At 63.0% G+C, this 19,940-nt stretch carries 23 protein-coding genes; 10 read left to right on the top strand and 13 right to left on the bottom strand.

What is annotated here, in order from left to right:
• Positions 1-25: 25 nt before the first annotated feature.
• From phbB to ACR0IR_RS14450, 8 genes are all read right to left on the bottom strand, one after another.
• Positions 26-748: an acetoacetyl-CoA reductase gene (phbB, locus tag ACR0IR_RS14485; RefSeq protein WP_093963512.1), complete on the bottom strand. Its 723-nt coding sequence runs from the start codon at positions 746-748 to the stop codon at positions 26-28.
• 186 nt (positions 749-934) lie between these two features.
• Entirely contained in the window at positions 935-2,110 is a 1,176-nt protein-coding gene (locus ACR0IR_RS14480) for an acetyl-CoA C-acetyltransferase (protein WP_170365426.1), read from the bottom strand.
• A 196-nt stretch (positions 2,111-2,306) separates the two neighbouring features.
• On the bottom strand, positions 2,307-3,140 hold the full coding sequence (locus tag ACR0IR_RS14475; RefSeq protein ID WP_170365424.1) for an EAL domain-containing protein: 834 nt from the start codon (positions 3,138-3,140) through the stop codon (positions 2,307-2,309).
• Between the two features lie 101 nt (positions 3,141-3,241).
• Positions 3,242-3,433: a hypothetical protein gene (locus ACR0IR_RS14470; protein WP_170360085.1), complete on the bottom strand. Its 192-nt coding sequence runs from the start codon at positions 3,431-3,433 to the stop codon at positions 3,242-3,244.
• Between the two features lie 92 nt (positions 3,434-3,525).
• The gene (locus tag ACR0IR_RS14465; RefSeq protein WP_170365422.1) at positions 3,526-4,497 is read right to left on the bottom strand and encodes a sterol desaturase family protein; all 972 of its coding nucleotides are present in this window, start codon (positions 4,495-4,497) and stop codon (positions 3,526-3,528) included.
• On the bottom strand, positions 4,494-4,880 hold the full coding sequence (locus tag ACR0IR_RS14460; protein WP_170365420.1) for a hypothetical protein: 387 nt from the start codon (positions 4,878-4,880) through the stop codon (positions 4,494-4,496). Before ACR0IR_RS14460 ends, ACR0IR_RS14465 begins: the two co-directional genes overlap by 4 nt.
• Positions 4,881-4,939: 59 nt before the next feature.
• Positions 4,940-5,269 (bottom strand): hypothetical protein, encoded by a 330-nt coding sequence (locus ACR0IR_RS14455; RefSeq protein WP_170365418.1) that lies wholly within the window; start codon positions 5,267-5,269, stop codon positions 4,940-4,942.
• Between the two features lie 81 nt (positions 5,270-5,350).
• On the bottom strand, positions 5,351-5,917 hold the full coding sequence (locus tag ACR0IR_RS14450) for a TlpA disulfide reductase family protein (RefSeq protein ID WP_170365416.1): 567 nt from the start codon (positions 5,915-5,917) through the stop codon (positions 5,351-5,353).
• Between the two features lie 21 nt (positions 5,918-5,938).
• Between ACR0IR_RS14450 and argH the strand changes: the two genes are divergently transcribed.
• Entirely contained in the window at positions 5,939-7,330 is a 1,392-nt protein-coding gene (gene argH, locus ACR0IR_RS14445) for an argininosuccinate lyase (RefSeq protein ID WP_170365414.1), read from the top strand.
• Positions 7,327-7,509 carry a hypothetical protein gene (locus ACR0IR_RS14440; RefSeq protein WP_170365413.1) on the top strand — a complete coding sequence of 61 codons (183 nt, stop codon included), beginning with the start codon at positions 7,327-7,329 and terminating at the stop codon, positions 7,507-7,509. Before argH ends, ACR0IR_RS14440 begins: the two co-directional genes overlap by 4 nt.
• A gap of 242 nt (positions 7,510-7,751) precedes the next feature.
• Here the strand turns inward: ACR0IR_RS14440 and ACR0IR_RS14435 are convergent, their stop codons facing one another.
• Both ACR0IR_RS14435 and ACR0IR_RS14430 read right to left on the bottom strand, forming a co-directional pair.
• Positions 7,752-8,138 (bottom strand): glycine zipper family protein, encoded by a 387-nt coding sequence (locus ACR0IR_RS14435; protein ID WP_170365411.1) that lies wholly within the window; start codon positions 8,136-8,138, stop codon positions 7,752-7,754.
• Between the two features lie 93 nt (positions 8,139-8,231).
• Positions 8,232-8,585 (bottom strand): DUF8051 family protein, encoded by a 354-nt coding sequence (locus tag ACR0IR_RS14430; RefSeq protein WP_170360100.1) that lies wholly within the window; start codon positions 8,583-8,585, stop codon positions 8,232-8,234.
• Between the two features lie 219 nt (positions 8,586-8,804).
• On the opposite strand from ACR0IR_RS14430, the gene ACR0IR_RS14425 reads away from it, so the two are divergent.
• From ACR0IR_RS14425 to ACR0IR_RS14415, 3 genes are all read left to right on the top strand, one after another.
• Entirely contained in the window at positions 8,805-9,392 is a 588-nt protein-coding gene (locus ACR0IR_RS14425) for a TetR/AcrR family transcriptional regulator (protein ID WP_170365409.1), read from the top strand.
• 98 nt (positions 9,393-9,490) lie between these two features.
• On the top strand, positions 9,491-10,756 hold the full coding sequence (gene lysA, locus ACR0IR_RS14420) for a diaminopimelate decarboxylase (protein ID WP_170365407.1): 1,266 nt from the start codon (positions 9,491-9,493) through the stop codon (positions 10,754-10,756).
• 36 nt (positions 10,757-10,792) lie between these two features.
• On the top strand, positions 10,793-13,336 hold the full coding sequence (locus tag ACR0IR_RS14415; protein ID WP_367647693.1) for a TIGR02302 family protein: 2,544 nt from the start codon (positions 10,793-10,795) through the stop codon (positions 13,334-13,336).
• A gap of 9 nt (positions 13,337-13,345) precedes the next feature.
• Here ACR0IR_RS14415 and ACR0IR_RS14410 read toward each other — a convergent pair whose 3' ends face one another.
• Positions 13,346-14,119 carry a zinc-ribbon domain-containing protein gene (locus tag ACR0IR_RS14410; protein ID WP_170365406.1) on the bottom strand — a complete coding sequence of 258 codons (774 nt, stop codon included), beginning with the start codon at positions 14,117-14,119 and terminating at the stop codon, positions 13,346-13,348.
• Positions 14,120-14,300: 181 nt separating this feature from the next.
• Here ACR0IR_RS14410 and ACR0IR_RS14405 point away from each other — a divergent pair, with 181 nt between their 5' ends.
• From ACR0IR_RS14405 to ACR0IR_RS14390, 4 genes are read left to right on the top strand one after another with little or no spacing between them, the layout of a single operon-like run.
• Positions 14,301-14,978, top strand: coding sequence for a cell division ATP-binding protein FtsE (locus tag ACR0IR_RS14405; protein ID WP_170342228.1), 678 nt, complete (start codon positions 14,301-14,303; stop codon positions 14,976-14,978).
• On the top strand, positions 14,975-15,874 hold the full coding sequence (locus tag ACR0IR_RS14400; protein ID WP_170365404.1) for a cell division protein FtsX: 900 nt from the start codon (positions 14,975-14,977) through the stop codon (positions 15,872-15,874). Before ACR0IR_RS14405 ends, ACR0IR_RS14400 begins: the two co-directional genes overlap by 4 nt.
• The gene (locus tag ACR0IR_RS14395) at positions 15,874-16,617 is read left to right on the top strand and encodes a lysophospholipid acyltransferase family protein (protein ID WP_170365402.1); all 744 of its coding nucleotides are present in this window, start codon (positions 15,874-15,876) and stop codon (positions 16,615-16,617) included. The genes ACR0IR_RS14400 and ACR0IR_RS14395 overlap by 1 nt, the downstream gene beginning before the upstream one ends.
• Positions 16,601-17,206, top strand: a complete 606-nt coding sequence (locus ACR0IR_RS14390; RefSeq protein WP_170365401.1) for a pyridoxamine 5'-phosphate oxidase family protein — start codon at positions 16,601-16,603, stop codon at positions 17,204-17,206. Before ACR0IR_RS14395 ends, ACR0IR_RS14390 begins: the two co-directional genes overlap by 17 nt.
• Here the strand turns inward: ACR0IR_RS14390 and ACR0IR_RS14385 are convergent, their stop codons facing one another.
• Positions 17,207-17,800: an NAD(P)H-dependent oxidoreductase gene (locus tag ACR0IR_RS14385; RefSeq protein ID WP_170365399.1), complete on the bottom strand. Its 594-nt coding sequence runs from the start codon at positions 17,798-17,800 to the stop codon at positions 17,207-17,209.
• 87 nt (positions 17,801-17,887) lie between these two features.
• Between ACR0IR_RS14385 and ACR0IR_RS14380 the strand changes: the two genes are divergently transcribed.
• Positions 17,888-18,481 (top strand): TetR/AcrR family transcriptional regulator, encoded by a 594-nt coding sequence (locus tag ACR0IR_RS14380; RefSeq protein ID WP_254441583.1) that lies wholly within the window; start codon positions 17,888-17,890, stop codon positions 18,479-18,481.
• Between the two features lie 18 nt (positions 18,482-18,499).
• On the opposite strand, the gene lpdA is transcribed toward ACR0IR_RS14380, so the two are convergent.
• Positions 18,500-19,888: a dihydrolipoyl dehydrogenase gene (gene lpdA, locus ACR0IR_RS14375; RefSeq protein ID WP_149776964.1), complete on the bottom strand. Its 1,389-nt coding sequence runs from the start codon at positions 19,886-19,888 to the stop codon at positions 18,500-18,502.
• Positions 19,889-19,940: the final 52 nt, after the last annotated feature.

Raw genomic sequence — 19,940 nt, 5'->3', positions numbered from 1 at the left:
CGGCCCGTTTTCATTTGAGCCGCGATCAGACGAAAAACTGCGCGCCGTTGGCCGAAATCGTCGACCCGTTGATGAACTGCGAATCTTCCGAGGCCAGGAACGCGACGCAGCGGGCAATTTCCTCGGGTTCGCCCAAACGGCCTGCGGGGATCTGGCCGATGATGGCTTCACGCACCTTTTCCGGAACGGCCATGACCATCTCGGTCGCGATGTATCCGGGGCAGATGGCGTTTGCGGTGATGCCGGCGCGCGCGCCTTCCTGAGCCAGGGATTTGACGATGCCCAGATCACCGGCCTTGGTGGCGGCATAGTTCACCTGAGCGAACTGGCCCTTTTGCCCGTTGATCGAGCTGATGACGATCACCCGACCGAACTTGCGCTCGCGCATCCCGGGCCAGACGGGGTGTACGGTGTTGAACACCCCGGTCAGGTTGGTGTCGATCACCTGGTGCCATTGTTCCGGTGTCATCTTGTGGAACGGCGCGTCGCGGGTGATGCCGGCATTGGCGACAACGATGTCGATTGGGCCGAGCTCGGCCTCGACCTTTTCGATGCCCGCCTTGGACTCGTCATAGTCGGCCACGTTCCATTTGTAGGTCGCAATGCCGGTTTCCTCGGTGAACTTGGCCGCGGCTTCGTCATTCCCCGCATACGAGGCGGCTACATTGTATCCTTCGGCCTTGAGCGCTTTGGAAATTGCTGCGCCGATGCCGCGGGTGCCGCCGGTTACGAGTGCTGTACGTGCCATTTAGGACTCCTCCAAATTTAATCGTGCTGGTAATTCTGTTACTCTGAGAGATTTTGTTGCGCAATATCGTTTCGTTTCGAGCTGGCTCTTTCCGTTTGGTGATATTGTCGCATCCTAGGGATATTCTCGGAGTGTAACAAAAAAGGGCGCCCATTGGACGCCCTTATTCGTGACTTGTCAAAGCACTTAGACGCGCTCCACGCACAGGGCGACGCCCATGCCGCCTCCGATGCAGAGGGTTGCCAGACCCTTTTTCGCGTTCCGACGCTTCATTTCGAACAGCAGCGTGTTCAGAACCCGGCAGCCGGATGCCCCGATCGGGTGACCGATGGCGATGGCGCCGCCGTTCACGTTCACGATCGAGGGATCCCAACCCATGTCCTTGTTCACGGCGCAGGCCTGTGCCGCGAAGGCTTCGTTGGCTTCGACCAGATCCAGATCGTCAACCGACCAGCCGGCCTTTTCCAGCGCCTTGCGCGAGGCATAGATCGGTCCGACACCCATGATCGACGGGTCCAGCCCGGCGGTCGCATAAGACGCGATGCGGGCCAGCGGTTCGATCCCGCGCTTTTCGGCGTTGTCGGCCGACATCAGCAGGGTTGCTGCCGCGCCGTCATTCAGACCCGAGGCGTTGGCCGCAGTCACCGAGCCATCCTTCGTGAAGGCTGGACGCAGCTTGGCCATCGCCTCCATGGTCGCGCCGTGACGGATGTACTCGTCACTATCCATCACGATGTCGCCCTTGCGGGTCTTGATGGTGAAGGGGACGATCTCGTCCTGGAACTTGCCGGCCTTCTGCGCGGCCTCAGCCTTGTTCTGGCTGGCCACCGCGAACTCGTCCTGCATATCGCGGCTGATCTGCCACTTCTCGGCCACGTTCTCGGCGGTCTGGCCCATGTGGTAGCCGTTGAACGCATCCCACAGGCCGTCGCGGATCATGGTGTCGATGTATTTCATGTCGCCCATCTTGTGGCCCGCGCGCAGCGATGCGGCGTGGGGCGACAGGGTCATGTTCTCCTGACCGCCCGCGCAGACGATCTCGGCATCGCCCAACTGGATGTGCTGAGCGCCCAGGGCAACGGCGCGCAGGCCGGAACCACAGACCTGGTTGATGCCCCAGGCCGCGCTTTCCTGCGGCAGGCCGGCGTTGATATGCGCCTGGCGTGCGGGGTTCTGGCCTTGGGCGGCCGTCAGAACCTGACCCATGATGGTTTCGCTCACCTCGGACTTGTCGATCCCGGCGCGTTCCACGACGGCTTCGAGGACGGCAGCGCCCAGATCATGTGCGGGGGTGTTCGCAAAGGAACCGCCAAAGCTGCCGACGCCCGTGCGTGCGGCGGATGCGATTACTACGTTGGTCATACAGTCAATCCTTTACCGTCAAGGTCCTGTGGGAAATCTGACGGCGCAGGTCGCACAGAGCCTCTCTGGCGATGCAAGAGCGCCTCGTGATCCCCCGCTCCAGCACTTTCTGCCATAGCGCAATGCTGCACGTGCAGCAACGGACAGCTTGTCTCATTAGAAAGCCTCGGCTGGATTGCGCCCAAGAGAATTGGGTTCAACTTCCTGTTTTGGCTTCTTTTTCCGGTTGCCATGGGGCTTTCACCGTCGGAGCGCCGAATAGGTAGCCTTGCAGGCAGTCCACACCGCTGGCCACCAGAAACTCGGCATCTTCACGAGTTTCGACCGATTCGGCGATGACCAGAATCTCGAACTCACGGGCGACGGCGATCAGCGCGCGCACCAGCGCCTGATTGTCCGGATTGGTGCTGACACCCCGTACGAACTGCCCGTCGATCTTCGCCGCGTCAAAGAAGAACTCGCGAAAATATCTGAAGCTGAAGTTGCTGGCACCGAAGTCATCCAGCGCAAAAGCGATCCCGCGGTCCTGAAGCCGGTCCATGAAATCGACCACCAGTTCGGGAACCTGCATGGCCGAGCTTTCGGAGATTTCGAGGATAAGCCGCTCGCCCAGCGTTTTGTCCCGCTTGAGAAACCGGTCCAGGATCCGCGACCAGCGCGCGTATCCGATCGAGCGTGCGGACATGTTGACAGAAAGCCGGATTTCCGGATTGCGCGACAGGGCGCGCAATCCTTTTTCCAATGCTATGCAGTCCAATTCCCGGCCGATTGGTGTGTTTTCCACCTGCGGCATGAACTCCCGCGCGGGGATCACACGGCCGGTTTCGTCCAGCACGCGGATGAATGCCTCATAGAAGGCAACGCCGTGCGGGTCTCGTGCTTGCATGACGGGCTGGAACGCCAGGCGGCATTGCTGATGCTTGACAGCCTCGGTCGCCATTTGAACGGTCGAAGTATCTCGCGCGGCGACGGCCGAATTCAACGGGCTGTCCCCACCCTCTGGCAGATCTGCAAAGTCCTTTTTCCGCATCGACGCCGAATCCCCGTACGTTTCCGAAACCGGTCAGCACGTAGTTTCGGATCGTACCCGTGAATTTGCGGTTAATGCGCGTCGGGAATCAGTCGGTGGGATCAGCGGCTCGTCTGGGCTGCGTGGCGCAATTCGACTACGGCGCCAATCACGGCGCCCAGGAAGCCTGTGCCCACCATAGCAACTCCAAGCATCATCACCGCCGGCGCAGGCTGCTGGCCAAGGGCGCTGAGCATCGCGATTACCAGGCCCAACAGGCCGGTTGCGGTGAAGATGGCTGTAACGCGGGACATGGTGGAACTCCGACCGAACAAACTTGTCACTTGTCCGGATATGGAGCACGCGCGCCGGAATTCAAGCGCCCGCCCGGCAGACGCCGCCAGTCTCAGGCCTGTTTTGCCTGTTGGTTGGGCAGGTTTTCGTCGAATTGCTCGAAACCGGGCGTTCCGAGATCTTCGGGATGGCGGGCCAGGTGCTTGGACTTGATCTGCTCGGAGCTGTCGCGGCTGCCGTCATGGCTGTAGCCCGGCGGGGCAAAGCAATAGGCCAGCCGCTGTTGCAAGGTCAGGCCCGGCTGGGTCGCGTCGTGCCAAATGGCCACCCATTCGTGAAAGGCCACCCGCAGTGGGTTGAAGGTGCCGATATTGTGCACCAGGCCATAGTCGACCCGGTCGTGCTCCTGCTCGGGCACGAAGGTGCCGAACAGCTTGTCCCAGATGATGAGCACCCCGGCATAATTGCAATCCAGATAGCGCGCGTTGCGGCCGTGGTGGGCGCGGTGGTGGCTGGGCGTGTTCATGACCGCCTCGATCCAGCGGGGCATCTTGCTGATGGCCTCGGTGTGAATCCAGAACTGGTAGATCAGGTTCAGGCCGCCGCAGAACAAAACCATCGCCGGGTGGAACCCCAGCAGGATCAGCGGCGCGCGCACGACCATCATGAAGGTGAAGGTATATGTCCAGGTCTGCCGCAGGGCGGTTGTCAGGTTGTAGTGCTGCGAGCTGTGGTGGTTCACATGGCTGGCCCAGACCCAGCGGATGCGATGCCCGAACCGGTGCACCCAGTAATATCGCAAGTCATCCAGCACAAAGCACAGGATGATCACCGGGATCGACGTGCCCAGATCCAGCGGCGTAATCTTCCACAGCCACATGAAGAACCCGTAGGCGATAAAGCCCAGCAGGAACCCGGACGCGATGTTGCCCGCTCCCATGATCAGTGAGGTCACGGCGTCGCGGGTCTCATACCGACCGCCACGGCCCTTCACGGCAATCCACAGGAATTCGGCCAGGATGGCGGCGATGAAGAACGGCACGGCCCATTGGACGACATCGGGAAAGCTGATCTGGTCGGTCATGCGGGCTCCAGCAGGTGGCGCCAGTGGCGGCGCTCGGTTTCGTCAAGGCGGACGGTGACGCCGGGGGTGGCGAAGTCGTGGAATTGGACCTCGATGCCCTCGGGGTGGTCGATCCAGTCGAAATCGCGCAGGTGGCGGGCCACCGTGTCGGCGCCAAAGGACCACAACAGGCCCGGCCCGGTCTCGGTGCGCAGCAATGCGGCATGTCCGTCATGGGTCAGGGTAACGTCGATGATGGTGTCGTCGGGAAAGTGGCGCACCCATTCGGCGCGCGCGGTATCGGCGCTCAGCACGCGCTGACGCGATCTGCCCGTCAGATGCAGCAGTGCGGTGATGCCGGCAATGCCTCCGACCACCAGAACCAGCAGGATTTCCAGCGGCATGATGTCCTCCCGCGGACAGAGTGCAAACGGGGTCAGGCCCTGTCAAAGGTGGCGTTGCGTCAGGGGCCGTCGTGTGGCTCCAGCAGCTCGTGCCGGACAACGCGCTCGACGAAGGGCACCAGCCCCTCGGGTCCCGAGGCGCGATCCTTGAGGTGAATGCAGATATCCGGCCGCCGCGCCGCGATGATGCCCACCAGTTCGCCGCGCACCTTGTCATCGAGGCCCGCGCCCATAATCGCGCAGGCGATGCGCGGTTCGGCGTCCAGTTGCCGCCGCACCTCGTCGGGATCATGCGCGCCCAGCCACCGGATCGGAAGATGCTCCAGTTGCCGCGCCACGTCGCCGATCACGTTGGGCAGCCGGCCGATCATTAAAACCACCGGTTTCATCTCAGCCTCCTGTCTGTTGCCAATGAAAAACCGGCCCTGTTCAGGCCGGTTCCAGTCTAGCACAAAAGGCCCGTCAGGTGGTCAGCTTTCGGGGTTCAGCAGGGCCGCGATGATCGCCTTGGCACTGTCCGAGTTCCATTCGGCGTCGCCGATCAGCCGCGCGATTTCCTGGCCGTCGGGGTCGATGATTATGGTGATCGGCAGGCCGACGATGCCCATCTCACGCGCGACGGCCTGTTTCGGGTCCTGGTGGCGGGGCAGGTTGGTGATGCCGTTTTCGTCAAAGAACTTCTTGATCCCCGCGGGCGAGTTGCGCCCGGTGGCCAGCGTCAGAACCTCGAACTGGTCTCCGCCGAATTCCTCCTGCAACTCGGCGATCTGGGGCATCTCCTTGCGGCAGGGCGCGCACCAGGTGGCCCAGAAGTTCAGCAGAACGTATTTGCCGCGATAATCCGCCAGCGTGGCGGTGCCGCCGTCATCTTCCAGCTGGAATTCCGCGTCCGAGACCGGTTTCGGCTCGGAATGCAGGATCAGGCGTTTCAGGCTGCCCTCGCGCAGGTCGGCCAGGGCCTGCGTGTCGGCGGCCAAAGCGGCATTTGCACCCAGCGCAAGGGCCATATAAAGGGGGATCAGACGAAACAGGCGCATATCAACTCCGGGTTTTCCAGCATGACCGAACAATCCTCGAACCAGATGTGGGGCGGCCGCTTTGCCGCCGGACCAGACGCGATCATGGAGGCGATCAATGCCTCGATCGGGTTCGACCGACGGATGGCGGCCCAGGACATCGCGGGCTCGCGTGCCCATGCCGCCATGCTGGCCGCCATGGGCGTCATAAGTGATAGTGATGCCGAGGCCATTCGGGAAGGGCTGCTCACCGTTTTGTCAGAGATCGAACGCGGTGAGTTCCAGTTCTCGACCGCGCTGGAAGACATCCACATGAATGTCGAGGCGCGGCTGAAAGAGGTCATCGGCGAACCCGCGGGCCGTCTGCACACGGGCCGCAGCCGCAATGACCAAGTAGCGACCGATTTCAAACTGTGGGTCCGCGATCAGCTGGACGCCGCCGAATCCGGCCTGCTGGCCCTGATCCGCGCGCTTTTGGCGCAGGCCGAGGCCGGGGCCGATTGGGTCATGCCCGGATTCACCCACCTGCAGACCGCGCAGCCGGTGACCTGGGGCCATCACATGATGGCCTATGTCGAGATGTTCGGCCGCGACCTCAGCCGCGTGCGCGACGCGCGGGCGCGGATGAACGAATGCCCGCTGGGCGCGGCGGCGCTGGCCGGCACCTCTTTCCCGATCGACCGGCACATGACGGCGCAGGCGCTGGGCTTTGACCGGCCCGCCGCCAACTCGCTGGATGCGGTCTCCGATCGCGATTTCGCGCTGGAATTTTTGTCGGTGGCCTCGATCTGCGCGGTGCATCTGTCGCGCTTTGCCGAAGAACTGGTGATCTGGTCCTCGGCCCAGTTCCGCTTTGTCACCCTGTCCGACCGGTTCTCGACCGGATCGTCGATCATGCCGCAGAAAAAGAACCCCGACGCCGCCGAGCTGATCCGCGCCAAGGTGGGTCGGATCTTTGGCGCCAACACGGCGCTGATGATGGTGATGAAGGGGCTACCGCTGGCCTATTCCAAGGACATGCAGGAAGACAAGGAACAGGTCTTTGACGCCGCTGACAACTGGATGCTGGCACTGGCTGCGATGGAAGGCATGGTCAAGGACATGACCGCCAACCGCGACAGCCTGGCCGCCGCGGCTGGTTCCGGCTTTTCCACCGCGACCGATCTGGCAGACTGGCTGGTGCGGGTTCTGGGCCTGCCCTTCCGTGATGCGCACCACGTCACAGGATCGCTGGTCGCCATGGCCGAAAAGAAGGGCTGCGATCTGCCCGATCTGACGCTCGAGGACATGCAATCGGTCCACGCGGGCATCACGCAGGATGTCTATTCTGTCCTTGGCGTGGAGAATTCGGTAAACTCGCGACAGTCCTATGGCGGTACGGCCCCGGACCAGGTCCGGGCGCAGATCGCCCGCTGGAAGGAGATGCTGGAATGACAACCTTGCGCGTGATTGTCCTGATCGGGGCCGCCTTGACCTTGGCGGCCTGCGGCGCTGACGGAGAACCCGTCCAGCCGACCCTGAACGCCAATGTGGGCGTTTCGACCAGTGGCACATATGTGAGCGGGGGCGTCGGCCTGCACCGAGGCCCTCTCAGCGTGTTTCTGGGGATCTGAACGCTCTGCGGTTGAAAGCGACGTGCCAGTCGCCATTTAGCAAGTGATCCAACAAATGAAGGCAGCGAAATGAAACCACTCGGCCTTATCCTGTCGCTTGCCATACTGGCGGCGTGTGAGACCACGAATCCGCCGCGTTCTCAGCCAGTAGAAGAGCCCGCGCGCTCGGGGGCTGGGGTGTCTGTATCCGGATACGCGCGGGCCGGGGTGTCGACGAATTTCTGAATGAGCCGTTGATGCGCTCAGCCAGCCACAGGGTGCCCGCGCTGCCGCAGACACTCGATCAGAATGTCACGCCGGGTGTTGCGCATCTCGGCGGCTCCGGCGACCGCACCTGCCGCTGATCCCACAGCTGCGCCGGCTATGGCGCCTTCTGCGTTTCCAACCGTGTCGTCCGAAATACCTGCCAGTGCGCCGATCCCGGTGCCTATCAGGGCCTGTGACCGGGTTTCCGGGTTCCACAGGTCCTGAGACTTGGCCAATGCGCGGCACTGATCCAGATCAGCGGCGTAGGCCGGGCCCGGCTCGGCAGACAGGACGGGTTGGTGTTGGGCACCGGTGCCGCTGCATGCGGCTGTGACCAGGGCCAGCGGCAAGATGGTCAATGTGAATCGTTCCTTGAACAGCATGAGTTGTCTTTCTTTGTAGGTATTCCGGCGGAACCCGGAGCCACTTCCTGTTGCTGTGGCTTCGGGCCCTATACGAGGGCGCGCCGGGCGGGTTCAGATGTGGCCAAGGCCACGATGAGCCAAGGCCACGATGTAGAAAGCCAGGATGAAATCCAGAATCTCAATCAGTCCAAGCATCAGCGGAATTGAGTCGGGTGATGTGGGGAAGACGTGACCCAGGTCCAACAGGACCACGAAGATGTATCCCCAGGCCGCCACGATGGCGCCCCAGCTTGCCGTTGCCGAACCGCGCAGCATGGCCACCGCCGACCCCACGGCCAGCAGGGCAAGCGCGATCAGAAAGGCGTTGAAACCCCAGAATACCGTTCCGCCCAGTCCGGAAAAGTCGCGGGTCTCGATCGGGCCGCCGGGGACCAGCGTGACAAAGCTGGCAACGAGGACAAGCATGAGTTTGGCGCCTGTCGCCGTGGGTTGCGACGCCATAGGCCGTGTTGGGCCGGCGTTGATTTGTGACGAATGCGCCATGACAGAATCCTTTTAATGACTTGCGGGTCATAAATGGAGATGGCGTTAATGACCGTCAAGTCATTAAAAGATTGAATTTGCGTGACGCCGCGTCCAATCTGCGTCAATAGAGGCGCGCCGGAAGAAAATCGGGGGGGCAAGATGCCGAAGATCGTCGATCGCGAAGAGATGCAGGGGCGGATATTGGATGCCGCCATGGCCTGCTTTCTGGATCAGGGCTATCACGCCACCAAGATGCAGGACGTGGCCCATCAAGCCGGGATGGCCAAGGGCACGTTGTATCTGTACTTCCAAAGCAAGGAGGCTTTGCTTCTGGCGTTGCTGCAGCGGTATTTCGAGGATATCCGCGCCCGCATCAGCTACATCCCGGCCCCGCAGACGCTGGACCAGTTCATGACCGGGCTGCGTCAGTCTATGCCTGCCGACCGTCTGGCGGCGACGCGGCTGTTCTTTGATGTGCTGGGCCCCGGATTTCAGGACCCGCGCGCGGCCGAGATCATCGGCGGGTTCTTCGCCTGGCTTGCCGATCACTATGCGGCTCAATTCGCTCCTTTGATCCGTGCGAGGGAAATCCGCGGCGATCTCAGTGCGCAGGCCGCCGCGCAGGCGGTGACGGCGATGCTGGATGGATTGGTGATCCATCTGGCGATCTACGGGGGCGATGAAAGCGACTTTGAAGCGCGTCGCGACGCGACCCTTTCGTTGCTTGAGGCCGGCCTGCGCGGATAAGCCGTTGCGCCCGACTTCTGTGCGGTTCGCACCGGATTGCGTGCCCACGTCGCAAATCCCGTTGATCCACAGGCCTGTTTTGGTCTAAGCGCGCAGATATGGATCACTTTCTTTACCGCGATGGCGTGTTGTGCGCCGAGGACGTCCCGGTCGCCGAGATCGCTGCGGCGGTCGGCACGCCGTTCTATGTCTATTCCACGGCCACGCTGCTGCGGCATTACAACCTGTTCGACGAGGCGTTGGCAGGTACCGACCACGTGGTCTGTTATGCAATGAAGGCCGCCAGCAACCAGGCCATTCTGAAAACGCTGGCGCAGGCGGGCGCGGGGATGGACGTGGTTTCGGGCGGCGAGTACCTGCGGGCCAAGGCAGCGGGTGTGCCGGGCGAAAAGATCGTGTTCTCGGGCGTCGGCAAAACGGCCGAGGAAATCCGCATCGCGCTAACCGGCGGGATTCGTCAGTTCAACGTCGAATCCGAGCCCGAGATGGAGGTGATCAACGCCGTTGCGCAGGAACTGGGCGTGATCGCGCCGATCACCGTTCGGGTGAACCCGGACGTCGACGCCAAGACCCACGCCAAGATCGCCACAGGAAAATCCGAGAACAAATTCGGCATCCCGATCGCCCGCGCGCCGCAGGTCTATGCCCATGCCGCCAGCCTGCCCGGCCTGAAGGTGGTGGGCATCGACGTGCATATCGGCTCGCAACTGACCGATCTGGAGCCGTTCCGCCTGGCTTACTCCAAAGTCGCCGAGCTGACCGAACAGCTGCGTGCGCAAGGCCACGACATTCACCGTCTGGACTTGGGCGGTGGGCTGGGTATCCCCTATGCCCGGTCGAACGAAGCACCGCCGCTGCCGTTGGAATACGGTGCGATGATCAAGGAAACGCTGGGCCATCTGGGCTGCGAGATCGAGATCGAGCCGGGCCGTCTGATCGCGGGCAACGCGGGGCTGATGGTGTCAAAGGTGATCTATGTGAAGTCGGGCGAAGGGCGCGATTTCCTGATCCTCGACGGGGCGATGAACGATCTGATCCGCCCGGCCATGTACGACGCCTATCATGACATCGTTCCCGTCATCGAGCCCGCGCCGGGGGTCGAACAACGCCCCTATGACATTGTCGGGCCGGTCTGCGAGACCGGGGATACCTTTGCGAAACAAAGGGCGATGCCACCGCTGAACCCGGGGGATCTGGTCGCATTTCGCAGTGCCGGCGCCTATGGCGCGGTTATGTCCAGTGAATACAACACCCGGCCCCTGATCCCCGAGGTTCTGGTTCATGGCGATCAATTCGCGGTTATTCGTGAACGGCCAACCTTTGACGAAATCATAAACCGCGATACCATACCTGAGTGGCTGTGACGCGATAACCGCGCGGGCCCGACCCGGAGGCCTGACGTGACCGACACTCGCAACCTGCCGATCCCCGGACTGTCCCTGTTGCTGACGCGCACGGGGATGCTGGCCGAGCAGGTGATGCGCGCCTTTTGGCCGTTCCTGTCGATTGCGGCCCTGATCATGGCGGCCTTGCTGCTGGGTCTCCACGACCTCGTCGGCGTTGAAACCGTCTGGATCATCGGGGCCGCAGCCATTCTGGCGTTGACGGTTGCATTGGTCTGGGGCGCGCGGAGGTTCCGGTTCCCCAGCCGCACGCAGGCGCTTGTCCGACTGGACGAGACACTGCCGGGCCGTCCCATTCAGGCGTTGCTGGACGATCAGGCCATCGGGGCGATGGACGAAGATTCGCGCGCTTTGTGGCAGGCCCATCAGGCGCGCATGGCCGCCCGCGCCGCGCAGGCCGGACCGGTCAAGCCTGACCTGAACCTTGCCGCTCGTGACCCCTACGCGCTGCGCTATGCGGCGCTTTTGGCGCTGGTGGTCGGATTGCTGTTCGGGTCGTTCTGGAAAGTTGGATCGGTCGCCCAGATGACACCCGGCACGGCCGTAGCCGGCCAGGGCCCCAGCTGGGAAGGCTGGGTCGAGCCGCCTCGCTATACCGGCCTGCCGACGCTGTATCTGGCCGATCAATCCGGTCCAACGCTGACAGTGCCACAAGGCAGCCGCGTCACTTTGCGCTTCTATGGCGAGGTCGGCGCGCACAGCTTGACCGAAACCAGTTCCTCCGCGTCCACCACGACAGCAACCGATCCGGATCAGGAGTTTGTCGTCGAGCGTTCGGGCCGATTGTCGATCGAGGGCCCTGCAGGACGTGACTGGGGTGTCGAGGTCATTGCGGACGCGCCGCCGGTAATCGCCGTGGCCGAACCCGCCACCGCCGAGGCTGGTGGCCAGATGAAACTGCCGTTCTCGGCGCGTGACGATTATGGCATCCTGTCAGGCACCGCGTTGATCGAGTTGGACCTGTCTGCGGTCGATCGTCGCCACGGTCTGGCCGTTGCGCCCGAACCTCGCGACGCGGTCACCGTCGACCTGCCCATGCCGATCGCTGGTGACCGGAGCGATTTCACGGAAGATCTGATCGAGGACTTTTCGGAACACCCTTGGGCGCACCTGCCGGTCAAGATTACCCTTTCGGCCGTCGATGCCGCTGATCAGGTGTCGGAGTCGGATGTCTACCGGACCGACCTTCCCGCCCGCCGGTTCTTTGATCCGCTGGCTGCAGCGGTGATTGAACAGCGCCGCGATCTGCTGTGGTCGCGCGACAATGCCAAAAGGGTGGCTCAGCTGTTGCGGGCGGTTTCGCACCGGCCCGAAGATGTCTTCCGTTCGGAAACCGCATATCTGCGACTGCGCTACATTCTGCGCCGGTTGGAAACCTTTACTGAATTCGGCCTGGGCCCCGAACAGCAGACCGAGATCGCGCAAGCCCTGTGGGATCTGGCGATCCTGATCGAAGAAGGTACGCTCGCCGACGCGCTGGAGCGGATGCGCCGCGCTCAGGAGCGTCTGACCGAAGCGATGCAGAACGGTGCCAGCGATGAGGAAATCGCCGAGTTGATGCAGGAACTGCGTGAAGCAACCGACGAGTATCTTCGTCAGCTGCAGCGACTGGCGCAGGAAAACCCGGACGGCCAGCAGGGCCAGCAGAACCAATCCGGTGAATCCATGCAGATGACGCAGGATGACCTGCAGCGGATGATGGACCGGATCCAGGAACTGATGGAGCAGGGCCGCATGGCCGAGGCCCAGCAGGCGCTGGAGGAGTTCCAGCAGATGATGGAAAACATGCGGGTGACCCAGGGCCAGGGACAGGGGCAACAATCCGAAGGCCAGCAGGCCATGGAAGGATTGGCCGAAACCTTGCGTGAGCAGCAGGGCCTGAGCGACGAGGCCTTCCGTGACTTGCAGGAGCAATTCAACCCCGGCGCGCAAGCCGGTGAAAGCCAGGGCAATGAAGGCCGCTCGGGCGGTCGGGGACGCGGCCAGAGCCATGAGGGTCAGGGCGGTCAGGGCCAAGGATCGGATCAGGCGGGCGAAGGCCAGCAAGGACAGGGGACTCTGGCCGACCGCCAACAGGCGCTGCGGGATGAACTGAACCGCCAGCAGCAGAACCTGCCGGGCGCAGGAACACCCGAAGGTGACGCCGCACGCGAGTCGCTGGGGCGTGCAGGTCGTGCCATGGATGAGGCCGAAGATGCCCTGCGGAACGACGACCTTGCCGAAGCGATCGACCGCCAGTCCGAAGCAATGGAAGCGTTGCGCGAAGGGATGCGCGAGCTGGGTGAGGCTATGGCCCAGAACCAGCAGAACCAGCCCGGTCAGGGTACGCAGGAAGGCGACATGCAGGCCAACAACCGCGATCCTCTGGGTCGAAATCCGGGCGCTGCGGGCTCGATCTCGACCGAGGAGAACCTGCTGCAAGGAGATGATGTGTACCGCCGTGCCCGCGAGTTGCTGGATGAAATCCGTCGCCGCACGGGCGAAACCGACAGGCCCAGAATCGAACTGGAATACCTCAAAAGGTTGCTCGAGCGGTTCTGACCGGCAGAGTTACTCGGTCGCGGAGCCAGCCTGCGATTCCAGCCAAACCCGGGCCTGATCGACCATCGAGACATACGACTGCAACACAGGCTCGGCTTGGGGAACCGCCTCGCTGATCTGGCGGGCGTTGCCATAGATCAGGAACAGGATGACCCCGATGATCAGGATCAGCGCAAAGCCGCGCAGGAACCCGCCCGATTTCCGCGGCGGGGCCTCGGCGGGCTCTGCCTCGGCGGGTGCGTCGTCGCTGCGCAAAGTCGAATTGATGCTGTCCACATCCGGCAGCGCCTCTTTCTGACCGGTTCCTGAGGCGGTTTCGGTCGCCGCAGGAGGTGTCGGCTTGTGGGCCGGTTCCGGCTGCTGATCCAGGCCCAGATCCGGCTGACTTTCCAGGCCGGACCCTTCCTTGGCGCGCAGTTCGGCCTCACGCGCGGCTTCCTCTCTCAGGATTGTCGCAACGGCCGGATCGACGTTGCCGGTCGGAGCGGCTGGCCGGGCTTCGTCCTCGGGTTCGGGATCGGGCTGTTCGGCTTCGACCTGTTCGTCTTCTGCCTGCTCCGGCTCCGGCGCAGCAGCTTCGGCGGCTGGCGGCTCAGACGCATCCGAGGGCGCGCTCTCGGCCGGTCCGTCATCGGTTTCGGCCGTGACAAGCTCAGCCTCCGGGTGTTTGGGTTGGAACCAGGTCTGCTCGCAGCTCGAGCATTGCACGTCTCGGCCTTCTTCCGGAATGACCTCATCCGGAACCTCGTACTGGGCATTACAGTTCGGGCATGTTAGTCGCATACTGCCTCCCCGGCCGCCAGCGGCCTGTCGTCGTTTTTCCAAGAATGATAATCCGTTAAGGCGAAACAGCAAAGCGCGTTTTCGGCCCGGTGGATCAAGTGTCGCCAAATGGACTCGGTGCAGGCATTGAAACCGTGGTCGTGCTCGGGCAAGAAGGGCGCAAGCAATATTGAGGGCAGGCGTGATCGAGCTTGAAAATGTCAGCTACAGCTATGGCGGCGGCGAACTGCTGAGCAATGTCTCGGTCCAGTTGCAGCCGGGGTCGTTCCATTTCCTGACCGGCCCGTCCGGAGCGGGCAAAACGACCCTGTTGAAACTCTGCTATGGCGCGCTGCTGGCCAGTTCGGGGCGGATCAGCGCTTTTGATCAGGACATTGCCCGACTGGACCGGGACCAGATGGCCCTGCTGCGCCGTCGCATCGGTGTCGTGCATCAGGACTGCCGGTTTCTGGACCACATGACTCTGGCAGAGAATGTCGCCCTGCCACTGATGGTGTCGGGACGCTCTGTCGAGTCCGAGCAGGAAGATCTGACCGAACTCCTGTCCTGGGTCGGTCTTGGTGGCCGCCTGGACGCACTTCCGCCGGAGCTTTCGGGCGGCGAGCGGCAACGGGCCGCACTGGCGCGGGCGGTCATCCTGTCACCGGACGTGGTGTTGGCCGACGAACCCACCGGCAACGTCGACTGGGAGATGTCCCAGCGTCTTCTGCGTCTGCTGATCGAGCTGAACCACATGGGAAAGACCGTGGTGATCGCCACCCATGATCTGAGCTTGATCCGGGCGGCCAAAAGCCAGGTGCAGGCCCGGGTTCTTCGGATCTCACAGCGGCGGCTGCAACTGGCGGGGGCGGATCTATGATTGCCGATGACATTCGCGCCCTGCTGCGCCGGGACGCCCGGGCCGATCGCGTCGTGCCGCCAACGGGATTCACGGCGCACCTGACCCTTTTCGTGTCTGGTGCGATGGCCTTTTTGACAGTATTCGCGCTTGCGCTGTCGCTGGCCTCGGGCCGGTTGGCCGATCGCTGGGCCTCGGAGCTGGCCGGAGCAGCCACTCTGCGGATCAATGCGCCTGCTGAACAGCGTGCCGCGCAGACCGAGGCCGCTCTGGAGGTTCTGAAACAGACTTCGGGCGTGGCCTCGGCCCGCGCGCTCAGCGCCGAAGAACAGGCCGCCTTGCTGGCCCCCTGGTTCGGCCCCGATCTGCCGCTGGACACCCTGCCGGTGCCTCAGCTCATCGAAATCATCGAGGGCGAGCCGGGGCTGGACACGATGGGCCTGCGCCTGCGGCTGGCGGCCGAGGTGCCAGGCGCGGTTCTGGATGACCATTCCCGCTGGCGCGAGCCGCTGGTCGATGCAGCCACCTCGCTGCGGCGGTTGGGCTGGATCTCGATCCTGCTGATCGGCGGGGCCACGGCGGCGATGATCACGCTTGCTGCCAATGCATCGCTTGCGGCCAACGCCCAGATCATCGAGGTGCTGCGTCAGGTCGGCGCGCGCGACCGCTTCATCGCCGGTGCCTTCGTGCGTCGGTTCACCTGGCGTGCGTTTTTCGGTGCCGTAGTGGGGACGGTTCTGGGCCTGACCGGGGTGCTGCTGCTGCCCGAGGCCTCGGATGCGGGTGGTTTCCTGACGGGCCTTGGATTCCAGAGCGCCGACTGGTTGTTGCCCGCTGTGATCCCCGTTTTGGGCGCAGCCGTGGCCTTTGCCGCCACATGGTCGGCGGCCCGTCGCAAATTGAAGGAGCTTTCGTGATGGCAATGGCGGTCCAATGGGTGCGCTCGCTGATCTTCATGGTCACGATCTACGCCTGGATGGCGGTTCTGGGCCTGGTCTTCGCGCCCTATGCGCTGTTCTCCAAGGGCGGGGCGCTGCGCGCCTGCAAGACCTATGCGCGCACGACCATATGGCTGGCGCGCTGGATGGTGGGCATTCGCGGCGAGGTGCGCGGCAACGTGCCCACGGGTGAGGTGGTCATCGCCGCCAAGCACCAATCCTTCTTCGACATCATTCTGATCTTCGACGCGATCCCCCATGGCAAGTTCATCATGAAGCGCGAACTGCTGTGGACCCCGATCATCGGCATGTATGCCCGTCGACTGGGTTGTATTCCGGTCAATCGCGGCAAGCGTGGCGCGGCAGTGGCCAAGATGGTCAAGGACGTTTCCAAAGAGTTCACCGAGCCCGGGCAACTGGTGATCTATCCGCAGGGCACCCGCGTGGCGCCGGGGGTCTACAAGCCCTACAAGGTCGGCACCGCCGTACTGTACGAGGGGCTGGGCTTCCCCTGCGTGCCGGCGGCCACCAATGTCGGTGTCTTCTGGCCTCGGTCGGGAATTCTGCGCAAACCCGGCCATGCGATCGTCGAGTTCCTCGACCCGATCGAACCGGGCGTCGATCGCGAAACCTTTCTGGCCCGGCTGGAAGAGGTGATTGAGACGCGCTCGAACGAATTGATGCGCGAAGTGGGGTTTGATCCGGATGCAGTTCATCGATGACATCACCGCGCTCGAGACGTTGTACGGCACCCCCGGTGCCGCCTCGTTGCGCAAGGTCGCGCGGCAGTTGACGCCGCTCTACCGCAAATGGATCATGGCGTCGCGGCTGTGCGTGCTGTCCTCGGTGGGGCCCGAAGGGGTGGATGGCAGCCCCCGGGGCGATGACGGCCCGGTGGTGATGGAGCTGGACCCCGGCACCCTTGCCTTGCCCGACTGGCGCGGCAACAACCGCCTGGACAGCCTGCGCAACATCGTGCGCGATCCGCGTGTGGCGTTGATGTTCATGGTGCCCGGCTCGAACAACGTGGTGCGGGTGAACGGTACCGCCCGGTTGACGGCCGATTCCGACCTGCGTGCCCGGTTCGAGAAAAAGGGCAAGCAACCGGCCACGGTGATCGTTATCGAAATCGGGGAAATCTACACGCAATGCGCCCGCGCGCTGATGCGGGCCGAAACCTGGACCGGCGGCGATCTCAGCGCCGGGTTGCCGACGGTGGGCGAGATTCTGGCCGAGGTGTCGCAGGGTGAGGAAGGCGGCGCACGCTATGATCGGGAATGGGGCGCGCGCGCCGCAAAGACGATGTGGTGATCACGCTGCCGCCGCGCCCAGCCGGGTGACCCGCGCGATCCATTTCTGAACGCTGTCCTGCTTGGGGTAGCTGGCACCGGAAAACCAGGTGAACCGCGTCGGCTTGAACCCGACGAACCCCAGAACCTGACCGCGCATCTGGTGAATCAGCGCCCGGCGGTAAACCAACCGCATGAACCAGCCCGGCGTGTCCGAGGTGATGATGACGCGCGCCGTTCGGCCGTCGAGCATCGGTGCCGGGAATCCTAGTTTGTTGGGATTGCGGGTATCAAACGTACGGCCCGGGATGAACATCCGGTCGATCAGCCCCTTGAGCTTGGCGGGCAGGCCGCCCCACCACATCGGCGTCGTCAGAACCAGGTGATCGCTCCATTCGAAATCCTGCAGAACCTGTTCCAGAACCGGCTCCAGCGGTTTGAAGTCATGATAGTTGCCCTGACCGAAATCGAAATCGAACTCCAGTTCGCTGAGGTGAACGGTCTTCACGTCATGACCCTCGGCGCGGGCGGCTTCGGCATAGGTGTTGGCAAAGGTGCGCGACAGGCTGCTTTCGGCGGGGTGACCGTCGAGGATGAGGATTTTCTTGGGCTGCATCGGGGTTCTCCTAAAATTGACCACGGTCATTTTATAGAATCAAAAAGTGACCACGGTCAATAATAAATTTGACCACGGTCAAAAAACATGCAAACAAGCCGTATGCAGAAGACGATTCAGAAACGCACCCTGAAGACCCGCGCCAAGCTGCTGCAGGCGGCGGCGGACGTGGTGCAAAAGAACGGATACCAGGCGTTGCGCGTGGAAGAGGTGGTGCAGGCCGCCGGTGTGGCCAAGGGCACCTTCTTTGCCCATTTCCACGACAAGGACGCGCTGATGGAGATCCTGATCGGCGAAAAACTGGACGCCTGTCTGGATCAGGCGCAGGCGGCGGAACCGCCGAAAACCGTGCCACAGATCATCGAGGCCCTGGCCCCGGTGCATGAGTTCATGATGTCGGAACGCTATGTGTTCGACCTGCTGATCCGCTATTCCGGCGCCGCCGCGATCTCTGAAATCGGGCCGATCGCCTATTGCTTCGAGAAATACTTCCGGATCGTGATGATGTGGCTGGATCAGGCCGAAGTTAGACAGGACGTGTCGACTGACCTGCTGGCCGAGGGCGTGCAGGCCTTTGCCATCCAGGCCATGTCACTGAAATTCTGCGCCCTGCATTCGGCGACCACATTCACCGACCGGCTGGAAACCTATCTGCGGGCGTGGCTGACTCCGGCGGCCTGACCGCCGGAGCCGAACTCATCAGGCGTGGATCGGACCATCGCCGCAGGCCAGCGCCGCTTCGCGCACGGCCTCGGAATAGGTCGGGTGCGCGTGGCAGGTCAGCGCCAGATCCTCGGCCGAGGCGCCGAACTCCATCGCCACGCAGACCTCGTGGATCAGGTCGCCCGCACCGGGGCCGATGATGTGGCAGCCCAGGATGCGGTCGGTCTCCTTGTCGGCCAGGATCTTGACGAACCCGTCGGCGGCAAAATTCGCCTTGGCGCGGCCATTGCCCATGAAGCTGAACTTGCCGACCTTGTAGGCGCGGCCTTGCTCTTTGAGCGTGGCCTCGGTCTCGCCGACATTGGCGACCTCGGGCCAGGTGTAGATCACGCCCGGAATGACGCCATAGTTCACGTGCCCATGCTTGCCCGCGACCACTTCGGCGGCGGCCATGCCTTCGTCCTCGGCCTTGTGGGCCAACATCGGGCCTTCGATCACGTCACCGATGGCGTAGATGCCCGGCACGTTGGTCTGCCAGTCCTTGCCGACCTTGATCTGGCCGCGCGGGGTCAGCTCGACCCCCAGCGCATCCAGACCCAGCCCGTCATGGAACGGCTTGCGCCCGGTGGCGACCAGAACGGTATCGGCTTCGATCACGTGCTCGCTGTCATCCTTGCGCAGCTTGTAGGTCACCTTGGCCTTGGTCTTGGTGGCCTCGGTCTTTTGCACCGCGGCGCCCATGACGAAGTTCAGGCCCTGTTTCTTGAGGATCCGCTGGAAGGTCTTCTGCACTTCGGGGTCCATGCCCGGGGTGATGACGTCCAGATATTCGATCACCGTCACCTCGGCGCCCAGACGCTGATAGACCGAGCCCAGTTCCAGCCCGATCACGCCTGCACCGATCACCACCAGCTTTTTCGGGATCTTGCCCAGTTCCAGCGCGCCGGTCGAGGTCACGACGACCTTCTCGTCCACCTCGACGCCGGGCAGCGAGGCCGCCTCGGAGCCGGAGGCGATGATGATGTTCTTGGCCTCGTGCACCTCATCACCGACCTTGACCTTGCCCGCCGCCGGGATCGAGCCCCAACCCTTGAGCCAGTCGATCTTGTTCTTCTTGAACAGGAACTCGACGCCCTTGGTGTTGGTGTCGATCACGTCCTGCTTGTAGGCCAGCATCTGTTTCCAGTCGACCGAGGGGCTTTTGCCCTTGAGGCCCATCTTGGCAAAGTTGTGCTCGGCCTCGTGCAGCTGATGACTGGCATGCAGCAACGCCTTGGACGGAATGCAGCCCACGTTCAGACAGGTGCCGCCCAGCGTCTCGCGCCCTTCGACGACGGCGGTTTTCAGGCCCAGCTGCGCGCAGCGGATGGCGCAGACATAGCCGCCAGGACCGGCGCCGATTACGATGACGTCATAGTTAGCCATTTTGTTCTCCCAAATCCGCGGAGTGTTCTTTTGAAAAGGCGACCCACGGGGT

Source organism: Ruegeria sp. CF2 (assembly GCF_056537385.1).
The sequence above is the reverse complement of the archived record's forward strand: the minus strand, read 5'-3'. Positions and strand labels throughout refer to the sequence as shown.